Origin of the sequence: Brevibacterium sp. BDJS002, assembly GCF_028201555.1 — a bacterium.
Lineage (GTDB): Bacteria > Actinomycetota > Actinomycetes > Actinomycetales > Brevibacteriaceae > Brevibacterium > Brevibacterium aurantiacum.
Window position 1 is genome coordinate 2,736,511 of sequence record NZ_CP116392.1, and the last position, 13,092, is coordinate 2,749,602.

A 13,092-nucleotide genomic window follows, 5' to 3' on the forward strand; every position below is an offset into this window, starting at 1 on the left:
TCTGACTCAAGCGAAGCGGTATGTCGGGGTGTGCGCATCTCAGCGATGTCGACTCAGTTGGCGGACAGCACGATGGCCGGGTCCTCGGCCAATATCTCGTCGACTGCGGTGAGGAACGCGGTGGTTTCCTCATCCGTGCCGGCATTGACCCGTGCGTGATGGTCGATGCCGATGTCGCGGATGAGAATTCCGCGATCGAGCAGCTTCTGCCACAGATCATGAGGTGAGGCGATGCTGCCGAAGAGAACGAAGTTCGAATCGCTGGGGTAGACGGTGAACCCCGCCGCATCCAGGTGTTGCGAGATTCGGTCGCGGGAGTCGATGAGCCTGTCCACGTTCTCCAGGAGGAGGTCGGCGTGCTCCAAAGCGGTGGACGCAAGCACCTGCGTGATTTCCGAGAGGTGGTAGGGCAGTCGCACGAGGCGCAGAACATCGATGAGGTCCGGTGACGCAATGGCGTAACCGAGACGCAGTCCGGCGCAGGCGAAGGCCTTACTCATCGTCCGTGACACGACCAACCGGGGACGGCCGTCCAGCAGCGTCATGGCAGAGGCGCGTGCAGGTCGGGAGAATTCGGCGTAGGCCTCATCGACGATGACAATGCCTGAGCAGTTGTCGTAGGCGGCTTCGATGACGTCGAGGTCGATCGAGGTGCCTGTCGGGTTGTTGGGGGTGCACAGGAAGACGATGTCCGGGTTCAATGCGGCCACCTCGGCGGCGACGGTTTCCGCATCAAGCGTGAAGTCGTCGTTGCGCGCCGAGGCCTGCCAGGTGGCACCGGTGCCAGTGGTGATCAGGGGGTGCATGGAGTAGCTGGGGGTGAATCCGAGGACAGTGCGCCCGGGTCCGCCGAAGGCCTGCACGATATGGGAGAGGACCTCGTTCGACCCGTTTGCCGCCCAGATCATGTCGGAGCTGAGCTCGACGGACTGTCCGGCGCGGTCATTGACGCCCTGCAGATAGGTGACGAGATGCTCGCGCAGGTCCTCGAACTCACGGTCGGGATAGCGGTTGAGTCCGGCGAAGTGTCCGTCGACGGCTGCGCGCATACTCTCGACGACCACATCGGGGATCGGATAGGCGTTCTCGTTGACGTTCAGCTGCACTGGCACATCCAGATGCGGAGCGCCGTAGGGCTTGAGGCCGACTAGGTCCGAACGCACTGGCAATGACTCGTTATTTCCCACCGCATCAGTCTAGCGTTTGGGCACATCCAAGGTCTGCCCCGGGTGCACCACAGGCGAGGACAGGTGGTTGATGTCGACGATGTCAGCGACGACATCGCGGGTGTCGCGATCGATCCCGAGATCCACGGCCACTGCCCACAGTGACTCCCCTTCACCGACGACGACTGCCTCGGCGTCGATGCCGATGTCCTCAGTCTCTGCTCCGGCGGCTGCCGAGAACGACTGTGTGGCGACGAAGAATGCTCCGCCGACGATGACAAGAGCGCACACCATGGTCCGAAGCAGGCGCATGGCCTGGCGTCCACGAGTGGTGAAACGCAGTTCCTGGTTCAGTGCAGACATCGCTTAACCTCTTTCCTTCGTACGATTCCACCCGTAATAGGTAGAACGTCTGTTCTATTCAACATGCCAATCGAACATATGTCCAGTCCAACTCGAACATTTATGCGACAATGAGAGAGAACCAGCGTTGTTGATTGATCTGAAAGAACCATCTCAGGCGGCACTGACACGAGAATTCTCGACGTGAGGATCAAGCGGTGAGGCTGGCGGGAATAGAACGAAGGGGAACGAGCAATGGTTCAGAACAAACGAGGGAGGGGCCGTCCCCGCAACGAGGACGTCGCCAGCGAAATCGCAGCCGCCCGCAGCGATGACGAGGACGTCTCGATTCCGGAAGGCTCCACCGGCGAGGGCGATTTTCGTCTGACCCCACGACAGCGTCTGGTCCTCGAGACCATCGAACGCGCAGTCGTGACCAACGGCTACCCGCCGAGCATGCGCGAGATCGGCAAGGCTGCCGGGCTGGCCTCGCTCTCCAGCGTGGCTCACCAGCTATCCCAGCTCGAACGCCTCGGCTATGTCCGTCGAGACCCGAAGCGCCCGCGCGCCATCGAAGTGGTCAATCCCTTCGAGGAAGAAGAGGCAGAGCGGGCCAAGTACGAAGAGCTGGCCAACAACACCGTCCAGGTCCCCGTCGTCGGCCGCATCGCCGCCGGTGGGCCCATCTTGGCTGAGCAGGAGGTCGACGATGTCTTCTCCCTGCCGACACAGGTCGTGGGCTCGGGCGACATGTTCCTGCTCAAGGTCGTCGGTGACTCGATGATCGAAGCCGCGATCTGTCACGACGACTGGGTGGTCGTGCGCAAGCAGCACACCGCTGACAACGGTCAGATCGTCGCCGCCCTGCTCGATGGTGAGGCGACTGTGAAGACCCTCAAGCGCAAGGCCGGCCACCAGTGGCTGCTCCCCCAGAACAAGGACTATGAACCGATCGACGGCACCTATGCCCAGATCATGGGTCTCGTCGTGTCAGTGATCCGTCGCCTCTGACTTTTCTCCCCAGGTCTTCGACCACTGAGGTTCCGATGACTGTGCCCCCGACCGATGACGGTCGGGGGCACAGTGCGTCTCGGGCTCAAATCAGTCGTCGGTGGCTGCCAGACGTCCCAGGCTGGACTTCACGAGCGCGGAATCCGTCGTCGGCCACATCGACGGCATCGAATTCACCAGGTATCCGCCGTAGCGAGCCGAGCGCAGGCGCGAGTCGAGCACGGCCACGACTCCCCTGTCCTTGGTTGAGCGGATCAGGCGACCCGCTCCCTGTGCCAGGCGCAGTGCGGCATGGGTGGCGCTGACGGCCATGAAGCCGTTGACTCCGCGGTTGTCGGCGTCTTTCGATCTTGCCTGCATCAGTGGGTCATCGGGCCTGGGGAACGGAAGCCGGTCGATGATGACCAGGCGGTTGGTCCGACCTGGAACGTCGACTCCCTGCCACAGTGACATGGTGCCGAAGAGGCAGGCCTGGTCATCTGCGGTGAATTGGGAGACGAGTGAGGGCAGTCCGTCATCGCCTTGGAGGAGGATCGGAATGTCGAGTTTCGCCCGCAGGTGTTCGGCTGCGGCATTTGCGGCCGCCCGGGAGGAGAACAGTCCCAGTGCCCCGCCCTTGGAGGCGGTGACCAGTTCCTCAAGTTCATCCAGTGCCTGTTCACTCAGACCGCTGCGGCCAGGACGCGGGAGGTGGGCGGCGACGTAGAGGATGCTCTGTTTGCCGTAGTCGAAGGGTGATCCGACGTCGAGGCTGTCCCACTTGGGTGCGTCGGGGCCGAAGAGTCCCAGGGACGCTGCGACGGCGTCGAAGTTTCCACCCAGGGACAGGGTCGCCGAGGTGGCCACCACCGTCGAGTCCTCGAAGATCCCCGAGCGCATGGTGCCGGCCACGCTGAGCGGGGCGACGACGAGGTTCGTGGTCTCACGCTCGCGGAAGGTGCTGCGCGAGAGCCACACGACGTCGTTCTTGCCGGGATCGCAGAACCGTTCGGCCAGTTCGAAGATCTCCTGGCAGCGGGCCTTGGCCATCTGCCGCCCGGCGTCGGAGTCTTCGGTCTTGCCGCCGATGTCGTTGATGATCTGTCGTGCGGAGTCACGAATCTGAGCCAGCGCGAGGGACAGTGCCTCGCTCATGTTGAGGATCAGACCTTCGCTGACACCGCTCTGGGCACGTTCGAGCGCTGCGGCCGCGGAGTCCAGCAGCGCGACGACGCCGTCCTGGACGATCGTGTGCTTGCGCACGGAGCTAGTAGCGGCGGAGAGCATGCTGGTGTTGATCTGGCCCGACAGTGCGTTCGTCACCCGATCCTTGAGTTCGTGGGCCTCGTCGATGATGATGACATCGTGTTCAGGCAGCACGGTGTTGTCACCGAAGGCATCGATGGCCAGGAGCGCGTGGTTGGTCACGACGATATCGGCTTCGGCCGCGATGTTGCGGGCCAGTTCAGCGAAGCATTCAGTGTACAGGGGGCAGTTCGAGCCGAGGCAGTCGAAGGAGTTGACCGAGACCTCTGACCAGGCGCGGTCGCTGACGCCTGGCAGGAGATCATCGCGGTCGCCGGACTCTGTGGTCTTCTCCCACGTCCGAATTCGCTGGATCTCCTCACCGAGGCCGGACCGGTCGCTGGCCTTACGACCGGCCTCCGCGTCCGCACCGAGGTCGAAGAGCATGCCTTCGCCCTCATCGGGGTATCCGCCGCCGAGCTTGTGCTTGCAGACATAGTTGCGCCTGCCCTTGAGCAGAGCAGCCCGTGGCAGCGGATCGAGAGTCTTCTTCACGGCCTTGAACAGGCGCGGCAGATCTCGGTGGATGATCTGCGTCTGCAGAGCCAAGGTCGCCGTGGACACGATGACGCGGTTGCCCGTCCGACTGGAGTACTCGGCCGCCGGAACCAGGTAGGCCAAGGACTTACCGGTACCGGTGCCGGCCTGGACCAGCAGATGGATGCCCTTGTCCACCGACGAGGAGACTGCTTGGGCCATCTCTGTCTGACCTTCTCGGGTCGAGCCGCCGATGGCCCCTACGGCGGACTCGAGCAGTTCTTCGACGGTGCTCACTCGCCGATGACCAGGTCCGGACGTCGGAAGTCTGCGAGTTCCGCGGCCAGTTCTGCCGGAACCTTCGCCTGCATAGAGGTTCCGCCGGCACCGTGTTCTTCGTGTTCGACCATGCCGAGGGCATAGATCTTCGACACAAGGTCTCCTCGCTCATAGGGAATGAGCACGGTGACCTCGATGTTCGGCGAGGGCAGCATCGACTCAATCGTCTCGACGAGCTCTCCGACGCCTTCTTTGGTCACAGCAGAGACGAAACGTGCCTCCGGGTACTCTGCGTGGAGTCCGGTGATCACCGCTTCATCAGCGATGTCGGCCTTGTTGAAGACGAGGAGTTCGGGAATGTCTCCTGTCTCGACGTCTTTGAGTACCTCGCGCACGGCATGGATCTGACCATGCGGATCCGGGTGCGAGGCATCGACGATGTGCAGGAGCAGATCCGAGTCCGAGGCTTCTTCCAATGTCGAGCGGAATGCTTCGACCAATTGATGGGGAAGGTTCCGGACGAATCCGACGGTGTCCGTGTAGGTGAAGGTGATGCCGTCAGCGGTCCGGGACTGTCTGACAGTCGGATCCAAGGTCGCGAACAGCGCATTCTGCACCATCACCTCGGCGTCGGTGAGCTGGTTGAGCAGTGATGACTTGCCGGCGTTGGTATAGCCGACGATCGCCACCGAGGGGATGTGATTGCGGGCGCGGTTCTTGCGCTTCGTGTCCCTCGACGGTGCCATCGCGGTGATCTGACGGCGCAGCTTCGACATTCTGGCCCTGATTCGACGTCGATCGAGTTCGATCTTCGTCTCACCGGGACCGCGGGAACCGATTCCGGCACCGCCGGCGACTCGGCCACCGGCCTGGCGAGACAGTGACTCGCCCCAACCGCGCAGACGCGGCAGAAGGTATTCGAGCTGGGCCAGTTCGACCTGGGCCTTGCCCTCGCGGGACTTCGCATGCTGAGCGAAGATGTCGAGGATGAGAGCCACTCGGTCGACGACCTTGACCTTGATGACGTCTTCGAGTCCGCGACGTTGGCTGGGTGCGAGTTCGGAGTCGATGATCACGGTGTCAGCACCCACGGAGGCGACGATCTCGGCCAGTTCGGCGGCTTTGCCCTTGCCGAGGTACGTGCCGGGGTCCGGGGTCTCACGTCGTTGGATGATCGCGTCGAGGACCTCCGAGCCGGCGGTCTCTGCCAGAGCAGCGAGCTCCCGGATCGAGTTCTCAGCATCGGCCTGCGTCGTGTTCCACAGTCCTGCGAGGACGACCTTCTCCAGGCGAACCTGGCGGTATTCGACTTCGGTGATGTCTTCGAGTTCGGTGGACAGGCCAGCGACTCGTTTGAGGGCCGCTCTTTCAGCCAGATCGAACTGCGAGGCGTCGTCGGCGTGTGATTCGTTGGTGTCCAGAGCTTGGGCACCTCGTGCGAGAACGCGATCGAGCATCGCGTCCCGACGCTCTTTTTCAGTGGACGTCATTCATTCCTTTGTTCGTTTCTACCCTCGGCGCCACCATGGTGTCGCGCGGAGAGTCTCCCCTCAGTTGAGAGAGGTGTCCATCAATTCTCCCACAGCCGTCTAGACTGTAACGGTGTCAGAGCACTATTTCACCGAATCGCCCAGCAGCGAGGCCAAAACACGCGAGCTCACCCTCGATCTCGCTGGCCGTGAAGTCACGGTCGAGACCGTCTCGGGGACCTTCTCCCCCACGCGTTTGGATCTGGGGACCGCGGTACTGCTGCGACATCTGCCGGTGCCCGAACCCGGCGACATCCTCGATCTGGGGTGCGGTTGGGGGCCGATCGCCTTGGACGCGGCCCTGAGTGCCAAGGACGCCGAGGTGGATGTGCGGGTGTGGGCACTCGACGTCAACTCCCGGTCCCTTGAAACGACTGCCAAGAATGCGCAGCGTCACGGACTCAAGACCATTCGTCCCGTCACCGCTGATGAGATTCCAGCCGAGCTGCAGTTCAGTGCGATCCGGTCCAACCCACCGATCAGGGTCGGCAAGGAAGCTCTGCATGAGCTTTTGAGCACCTGGCTGCCTCGCCTGGCCCCGGGCGGGCGCGCAGATCTGGTCGTCTCGAAGAACCTCGGCGCGGATTCACTGCAGAAGTGGCTCATCGCAACCCTCGGAACCGGCTTCAGCGTCGTACGCACCGGATCGTCGAAGGGCTACCGCGTCCTCACGATCGACCGAGACTGACGCATCGTCAGTCTGCGCGTTTTGGCTGTCGGTCTGTGCCGGCCGCCAGTCAGCTGATCGTGCCGTCGGCGACCAGCACTGCCGGTCCTGACAGGGTGACGCTGCCGCGTGTCCCGTCCTCGTTGGGTGTGATGCCGATACGCAGCTGGCCTCCGGGGACGTCCACTCGCCACTGCAGGGGTGAGTTCGGTCCTGCCCAATGATGGGCGGCGATGGCTGCGGCACAGGCGCCTGTCCCACAGGAGCGGGTCTCACCGACACCACGTTCGAACACCCGCATGCGCAGGGCGCCTTCTCCCCCGGCCATATCGCTGCGGGCCGGTTCCATGACGATGTATTCGACGTTCGATCCCTGCGGCGGAACCGGGTCGAGAACGGGTGCGTCGCGCAGTTCAGCGCTTTCGAGTTCGGCGGATTCCGCCAGGGCGACCACTGTGTGCGGGTTGCCTGTTTCGACGCGCATGCCGGGGCGGGGCACTTCGATGCCCGAGGTCGAAACGATGACGTCTTCGCTGTCGTCGAGTGACCATTCGCCCATGTCGATCATGTACCAGGAGTCGGCTGCTGATCCGGGCAGCGTCTGCCCTGCCGAGGCTGTCGCGTCGCCGGTCTGCTTGCCCAGTGCCGGGTTGAGGACCGTGCGCACAGTCTTGATGCCATCACGGGTGCCGACGAGGATCTCTCTTGAATCGGCCGCAACACGTCCTGTCGTGGCGAGCACGTGTGCGAAGACTCGCACACCGTTGCCGCACATCTCGGAGAGGCTGCCGTCGTGGTTGTAGTAGTCCATGAACCATTCGGCGCCGTCCTCGGCCTGTTCCTGTGCACCGGGGATCCCGCTGCTCGCTGAACGCACGATGCGGATGACACCGTCGCTGCCCAGTCCCGACCGGCGATCGGCGAGCTGCGCGATCGTTTCGGGATGCATCTCGAGGGCACTGTCATCGTCGGCCAGGAGGACGAAGTCGTTCTGTGTGCCGTGGCCCTTGATGAAGGTCGTGCCTGCGATGTCCGCGAATGGTGACTGGGAGGAGCTCATGGTCTTATTCTATCGGTGACAGGCCAGCTGTCGGCACAGTCTGCATTCAGCTCTTGGTATCGGCCACAGCGTCGAGGGCGCTGGCCGCATTGGCCGCATGGTCGCCTGCTGTGCCGTCGATCCAGACGATGCGCGGGTCTCTGCGGAACCAGGTGTCCTGCCGGCGTGCGAACTGTCGGGTTCTGATGGTCGTCTGTTCCTGGGCGTCGTCTCTGTCGAGCTTTCCTGCCAGGTACTGCTGGATCTGGGCGTATCCGATCGCTCGTGAGGCGGTTCTGCCTTCGGCCAGGCCACGTTCGAGGAGGCTGCGGACCTCGTCGACCCAGCCGTGTTCCCACATCGCCTCCACACGGGACGCGATCCGCTCGTGCAGGATCTTGCGTTCGACGCTCAGGCCCAGGTGGATGGTCGGTTCGATGGCCTGGTAGTCGGGCAGCTGAGCGCTGAAGGGGCGTCCGGTGAGTTCGATGACCTCGAGGGCGCGCACGATGCGCCGCGAGTCGTTGGGAGTGATCTTCGCAGCGGCGGCCGGATCTATTTCCTGCAGATGCCGGTGCCTGCCCCAACGATCGGCCTCGACCTCGGATTCGATGCGTGACCGCACCTCTGGATCGGTGCCGGGGAATTCCATCCGGTCAGTCGCGGCGCGCACGTACAGTCCCGATCCACCGACGAGAATCGGTCGTTTGCCTCGCGTACGAATGTCTGCGATGGCCTCACGCGCCTGCCGTTGAAACGTCTGCACGTTTGCTTCTTCACGGACATCGAGGATGTCGATGAGGTGGTGGGTGATCCCTCGCCGTTCGTCGATGGGAAGTTTGGCGGTGCCGATGTCCATGCCGCGGTAGAACTGCATGGAGTCCGTATTGATGACCTCCCCGCCGAGGTGCTCAGCCAGATTGAGGGCGAGATCCGATTTTCCGGTGGCCGTGGCCCCGGCAATGGTGATGGTCGGCTGTGTCGTCGTGCTCAACGGTGACTCATCTCAATACGTCCCGGTCCCGCACAGTGATCGAACCTCGTGAAGGTACTCGTCGAAGACAGTGGTGAAGGAATAGTCGGATGACATGTGGGCCAGCATGTAGGCTGCGGCTGCCTCGAGGAGCTCGAGATCTGCGTGCACGTCAGCGGCTGCCGCGACGGCGGTGGCGACGGATTGGGGATCACCAGTACTGAGCGCGGCAACGATCCGCTCGTCGGCTTGCGTAGCTCCTGGTACGGGTGCCAAAGGGGCTTCCTCAGATGCAGCGGCTGAAAGGTCGATGGGGACCAACAGGTTCTCATTGCTCGCCGGTGCCCCGCTGCTGGACGGTGATTCGCTGCCAGCCAGTGCGCCGATTCGCACTCCGACCGAATGGGCATGGAGGAGGGCCACGGCAATAGCAGGATGCGCGGACTCACAGACTGCCCGATCGGCAGGGCTGAGTTTCGACACTGCCTCAACCCAATCGTCGCCGTCGAGCAGCTCATTCGTTCGCGTGTCGATTCCACGATCGATTCCCAATCCACCAAGACCCGCCAACGGAGGCAGTTGGGTCACCGGAAGCGCCCACTCTGATCTGGTCGACAGGCAGGATTCGATCGCGGCTCGCATCTGCTCAGCTTGCGAGGTTTCTGCCAGATCCACGCCGGCCACCAAGATCGGGGCTGCCGGGATCACTGCAAATGAAGCCATCTCAGCCGCGGGTGCGGATGGTCGGCATGCCCAGGTTCGTGGAAGCACCACTCGTCTGGCCCGATGTGGGAGTCCCACAGCTGTCCGCCTGGGCACGGTCGTAGGCGTCTCCGGCACGTGAGGGTCGCACCGAGTAACCGGAGTCGGCCAAGAGGAAGAACGGTTTGGCGTCCGTCACGGTTGCGGTGACGAAGTCGCCTGGACGCGGCATCTGCTCGCCGTCGGGGATGCCGACGTGAACGAGTCGATTGTCCGCCGAACGGCCGGTGAGCCGTGGGGAGTCATCATGGGGTCGGGTAGTGACGAGGACTTCGACCTCGCGACCGATCTGTGCGGTGTTCTCTTCCCAGGAGATCTCGTCCTGGAGAGCAGTCAGACGTTCGAAGCGCTCCTGCACAATGTGCTTGGGCACCTGATCGTCCATCGTTGCGGCGGGGGTCCCGGGGCGGATGGAGTACTGGAAAGTGAAGGCCTGCGAGAAACGCGCACGCCGGACGATGTCCATGGTCCCCAGGAAGTCCTCCTCGGTCTCGCCTGGGAAGCCGACGATGATGTCGGTGGTGATCGCTGCGTTCGGGATCTTCTCGCGCACCGAATCGAGGATGCGCATGAATCTGCTGGTGCGGTAGGAGCGACGCATGGATTTGAGGATCGAGTCCGAGCCTGACTGCAGCGGCATGTGCAGCTGCGGCATGACGGTAGGGGTCTCGGCCATGGCGTCGATGACGTCATCGGAGAACGAGGCAGGGTGAGGGCTGGTGAACCGCACACGTTCGATACCGTCGACCTTCCCGACGGCGCGCAGCAGCTTCGCGAAGGCACCCTTGTCCCTGAATTCCGAACCGTAGGAGTTCACGTTCTGGCCCAGGAGCGTGACTTCGACGACGCCGTCAGCCACAAGTGCTTCGACTTCGGCCAGGATGTCACCGGGCCTGCGGTCCTTCTCTATGCCGCGCAGGCTGGGAACGATGCAGAAAGTGCAGGAGTTGTTGCATCCGACCGAGATGGACACCCACCCGGAATGCTGCGACTCACGGCGACTGGGCAGTGTCGAGGGGAAGACGTCGAGGCTTTCGAGGATCTCGACTTGAGCTTCCTGGTTGTGTCGCGCTCGTTCGAGCAGTGCGGGCAGTGAGCCCATGTTGTGGGTGCCGAAGACCACGTCGACCCATGGGGCCTTCTTGACGATCGTGTCGCGATCCTTCTGCGCCATGCAGCCGCCGACGGCGATCTGGAAGTCGGGGTTGCGTTCCTTGACGTGGGCCAGCTGACCGAGGTTTCCGTAGAGACGGTTGTCCGCGTTTTCCCTCACCGCACAGGTGTTGAAGACGATGACATCGGCTTGGTCATCGGCGTCTGCGGGAACATAGCCGGCGTCATCGAGAAGTCCGGAGAGCCGTTCGGAGTCGTGGACATTCATCTGGCAGCCGTAGGTCTTCACCTCGTAGCTGCGCGGTGAGCTCTCGGTGGAGGTGGGTGCATCAATCAGTTCAGTCATGGCGCAACTATTCTAGCTGTTGTCTCTCGCCGTCGACGATGTTCAGTCCTCGGCAAGGACTTCGCGTGTCACCTTGAGACAGACCGAGGACGCGAAGCCTCGTCGGGCGAGCATCCCCAGGATGCGACGTTCACGAACGTCATGGTCGAGTCCGCGAGTCGAGGCGGCCTTCTTCTCCGCGACTTGGCGGGCGAGGTCGTCTTCCCCGTCGACGTCTTCAACGGCGTCGGAGACAATTTCGGCGGGCAGTCCCTTTTTGTTGAGTTCACGTTTGAGAGCCGAGCGGGAGAGCTTTCGCCGCTCTCGGTGAGCGCGTACGTAACGGTGCGCGAACTCTTCATCATTAAGGAGACGCGACTTCTGGAGCTTGGCGATGAGTTCATCGACCGCTGCCGGCAGGAAGTCACGTTTGAGGAGTTTGTCGCGCAACTCTCCGCTGGCGTGGTCGCGCATGGCCAGCATGTTCATGGCCGTCTTCTTCGCCTTTTTGTAGGCGGCGTCGAAGTCCTCGGGACCGTCGCCATCATCGTCGTCGAATGACAGTGCGTTCGCGAAGGAGGAAATCTCCTCAGACTCTGATGTCTGCACGGATCCAGAGGCTGCACCGGTCGCCGCAGTCGGTGCATCCGAGGTGTCATCGGCGAAGAATCCGTTTTCGCCTTCGGCATGGCGTTGGTCGATCTCGGAGATGGCTTCGCGAAGTGTCTCCAGCTTCGACGAGGCCGCCCCTGATCTCACCGAGTCGCTCCCATGTGGGTCCGACTCGGCGAGATCACTGCCGCGACCGTGTGGGTCAGGAGACTTCGACGTCATCCGATTTCGAGCTCTCTGCTGCGGCGCCATCTGCCTGATTGGCATCTGCGTCTGCTTCGGGTTCGTCGACCTTGATCAGACCCATCTTGTGTTTGATCTTGAGCTCGATCTCCTCGGCCAGACCCGGGTTGTCGCGCAGGAAGTTGCGCACGTTCTCCTTGCCCTGGCCCAGCTGGTCACCGTCATAGGTGAACCATGATCCGGACTTGCGGATGATGCCGTTGTCGACGCCCATGTCGATGAGGCTTCCCTCGCGGGAGATGCCCTGGCCGTAGATGATGTCGAACTCGGCCTGCTTGAACGGCGGGGCGATCTTGTTCTTGACGATCTTGGCACGGGTGCGGTTGCCGACCGCGTCCTGGCCCTCCTTCAAGGTCTCGATGCGTCGCACGTCGATGCGCACCGAGGCGTAGAACTTCAGAGCCTTACCGCCGGAGGTGGTCTCCGGGGAGCCGAAGAAGACGCCGACCTTCTCACGCAGCTGGTTGATGAAGATGGCGGTGGTCTTCGACTGGGACAGGGCGCCCGCGATCTTACGCAGTGCCTGTGACATCAGTCGTGCCTGGAGGCCGACGTGGCTGTCGCCCATCTCGCCTTCGATTTCGGCCTTCGGCACGAGGGCTGCGACGGAGTCGATGACGATGACGTCGAGCGCTCCGGAGCGAATGAGCATGTCGGCGATTTCGAGCGCCTGCTCACCGGTGTCCGGCTGAGACACGAGGAGCTGGTCGGTGTCTACGCCGAGCTTCTTCGCATATTCCGGGTCAAGCGCGTGCTCGGCATCGATGAATGCTGCGATGCCGCCCGTCTTCTGTGCGTTGGCAACAGCGTGGAGCGCCACTGTGGTCTTACCCGAGGATTCCGGGCCGTAGATCTCAACGACACGACCGCGGGGCAGTCCGCCGATGCCCAGAGCGATGTCGAGTGCGATGGAACCGGTGGGGATGCAGGCGATCGGTTCCCGGACTCCCTCGCCCAGGCGCATGATCGCACCCTTGCCGTAGTTGCGGTCAATCTGACCCAGTGCGGCGTCGAGTGCCTTCGACTTGTCGCCGCCGGTCGGGATCTGCAGGTTCTTCGGTGTACGAGCCATGGTCTCTCCTAAAAGTGTCGTTTTCCGTTGAGACCAAGGCTAGAAGGTGGCACTGACATAACAACAGAGGAACGAAGTCCCCCGTGGATAATCAGCCACTCATGGTCACAGGTCCCGTGATTCATTACCAGCATAACCGACATGGGAACAAGTGTTCTATATGTCGGCGCGTGTCGCACTACTTTGCGCGATGTCATT

12 protein-coding genes are annotated in these 13,092 nt (G+C 62.6%); 2 read left to right on the plus strand and 10 right to left on the minus strand.

Features of this window, described 5'->3' with window-relative positions:
• Window positions 1-53 precede the first annotated feature (53 nt).
• Window positions 54-1,187, minus strand: a complete 1,134-nt coding sequence (locus PGC08_RS12650) for a histidinol-phosphate transaminase (protein WP_069600398.1) — start codon at window positions 1,185-1,187, stop codon at window positions 54-56.
• A gap of 9 nt (window positions 1,188-1,196) precedes the next feature.
• Window positions 1,197-1,529, minus strand: a complete 333-nt coding sequence (locus tag PGC08_RS12655; RefSeq protein WP_009885067.1) for a LysM peptidoglycan-binding domain-containing protein — start codon at window positions 1,527-1,529, stop codon at window positions 1,197-1,199.
• A gap of 234 nt (window positions 1,530-1,763) precedes the next feature.
• On the opposite strand from PGC08_RS12655, the gene lexA reads away from it, so the two are divergent.
• The gene (gene lexA, locus PGC08_RS12660) at window positions 1,764-2,519 is read left to right on the plus strand and encodes a transcriptional repressor LexA (protein ID WP_009885068.1); all 756 of its coding nucleotides are present in this window, start codon (window positions 1,764-1,766) and stop codon (window positions 2,517-2,519) included.
• A 90-nt stretch (window positions 2,520-2,609) separates the two neighbouring features.
• Here the strand turns inward: lexA and PGC08_RS12665 are convergent, their stop codons facing one another.
• Complete coding sequence (locus PGC08_RS12665) at window positions 2,610-4,577, minus strand: ATP-dependent DNA helicase (RefSeq protein ID WP_271708555.1); 1,968 nt, start codon at window positions 4,575-4,577, stop codon at window positions 2,610-2,612.
• Window positions 4,574-6,049 carry a GTPase HflX gene (hflX, locus tag PGC08_RS12670; protein WP_114384561.1) on the minus strand — a complete coding sequence of 492 codons (1,476 nt, stop codon included), beginning with the start codon at window positions 6,047-6,049 and terminating at the stop codon, window positions 4,574-4,576. The genes PGC08_RS12665 and hflX overlap by 4 nt, the downstream gene beginning before the upstream one ends.
• Window positions 6,050-6,161: 112 nt before the next feature.
• Between hflX and PGC08_RS12675 the strand changes: the two genes are divergently transcribed.
• Window positions 6,162-6,776, plus strand: a complete 615-nt coding sequence (locus PGC08_RS12675; RefSeq protein WP_009885071.1) for a class I SAM-dependent methyltransferase — start codon at window positions 6,162-6,164, stop codon at window positions 6,774-6,776.
• Window positions 6,777-6,825: 49 nt separating this feature from the next.
• Here the strand turns inward: PGC08_RS12675 and dapF are convergent, their stop codons facing one another.
• Genes dapF through recA form a run of 6 tightly spaced genes read right to left on the minus strand, consistent with a single transcriptional unit; the run spans window position 6,826 to window position 12,894 of the window.
• Window positions 6,826-7,815, minus strand: coding sequence for a diaminopimelate epimerase (gene dapF, locus PGC08_RS12680; RefSeq protein ID WP_096145820.1), 990 nt, complete (start codon window positions 7,813-7,815; stop codon window positions 6,826-6,828).
• 46 nt (window positions 7,816-7,861) lie between these two features.
• A complete protein-coding gene (gene miaA / locus PGC08_RS12685; protein WP_271708556.1) occupies window positions 7,862-8,788 on the minus strand; it encodes a tRNA (adenosine(37)-N6)-dimethylallyltransferase MiaA in 927 nt (308 codons plus the stop codon).
• Window positions 8,789-8,800: 12 nt separating this feature from the next.
• On the minus strand, window positions 8,801-9,490 hold the full coding sequence (locus tag PGC08_RS12690; RefSeq protein ID WP_135447908.1) for a hypothetical protein: 690 nt from the start codon (window positions 9,488-9,490) through the stop codon (window positions 8,801-8,803).
• 1 nt (window position 9,491) lies between these two features.
• Window positions 9,492-10,988 (minus strand): tRNA (N6-isopentenyl adenosine(37)-C2)-methylthiotransferase MiaB, encoded by a 1,497-nt coding sequence (miaB, locus tag PGC08_RS12695; protein WP_271708557.1) that lies wholly within the window; start codon window positions 10,986-10,988, stop codon window positions 9,492-9,494.
• A gap of 42 nt (window positions 10,989-11,030) precedes the next feature.
• Window positions 11,031-11,801 (minus strand): regulatory protein RecX, encoded by a 771-nt coding sequence (locus PGC08_RS12700; protein ID WP_096145823.1) that lies wholly within the window; start codon window positions 11,799-11,801, stop codon window positions 11,031-11,033.
• The gene (gene recA, locus PGC08_RS12705; protein ID WP_069600403.1) at window positions 11,782-12,894 is read right to left on the minus strand and encodes a recombinase RecA; all 1,113 of its coding nucleotides are present in this window, start codon (window positions 12,892-12,894) and stop codon (window positions 11,782-11,784) included. The genes PGC08_RS12700 and recA overlap by 20 nt, the downstream gene beginning before the upstream one ends.
• Between the last annotated feature and the right edge of the window lie 198 nt (window positions 12,895-13,092).

Coding starts and splice junctions, on each gene's coding strand:
- recA (WP_069600403.1), bottom strand. CDS start 12,894: ATGGCTCGTACACCGAAGAACCTGCAGATCCCGACCGGCGGCGACAAG.
- PGC08_RS12655 (WP_009885067.1), bottom strand. CDS start 1,529: ATGTCTGCACTGAACCAGGAACTGCGTTTCACCACTCGTGGACGCCAG.
- PGC08_RS12700 (WP_096145823.1), bottom strand. CDS start 11,801: ATGACGTCGAAGTCTCCTGACCCACACGGTCGCGGCAGTGATCTCGCC.
- miaB (WP_271708557.1), bottom strand. CDS start 10,988: ATGACTGAACTGATTGATGCACCCACCTCCACCGAGAGCTCACCGCGC.
- dapF (WP_096145820.1), bottom strand. CDS start 7,815: ATGAGCTCCTCCCAGTCACCATTCGCGGACATCGCAGGCACGACCTTC.
- lexA (WP_009885068.1), top strand. CDS start 1,764: ATGGTTCAGAACAAACGAGGGAGGGGCCGTCCCCGCAACGAGGACGTC.
- hflX (WP_114384561.1), bottom strand. CDS start 6,049: ATGACGTCCACTGAAAAAGAGCGTCGGGACGCGATGCTCGATCGCGTT.
- PGC08_RS12690 (WP_135447908.1), bottom strand. CDS start 9,490: ATGGCTTCATTTGCAGTGATCCCGGCAGCCCCGATCTTGGTGGCCGGC.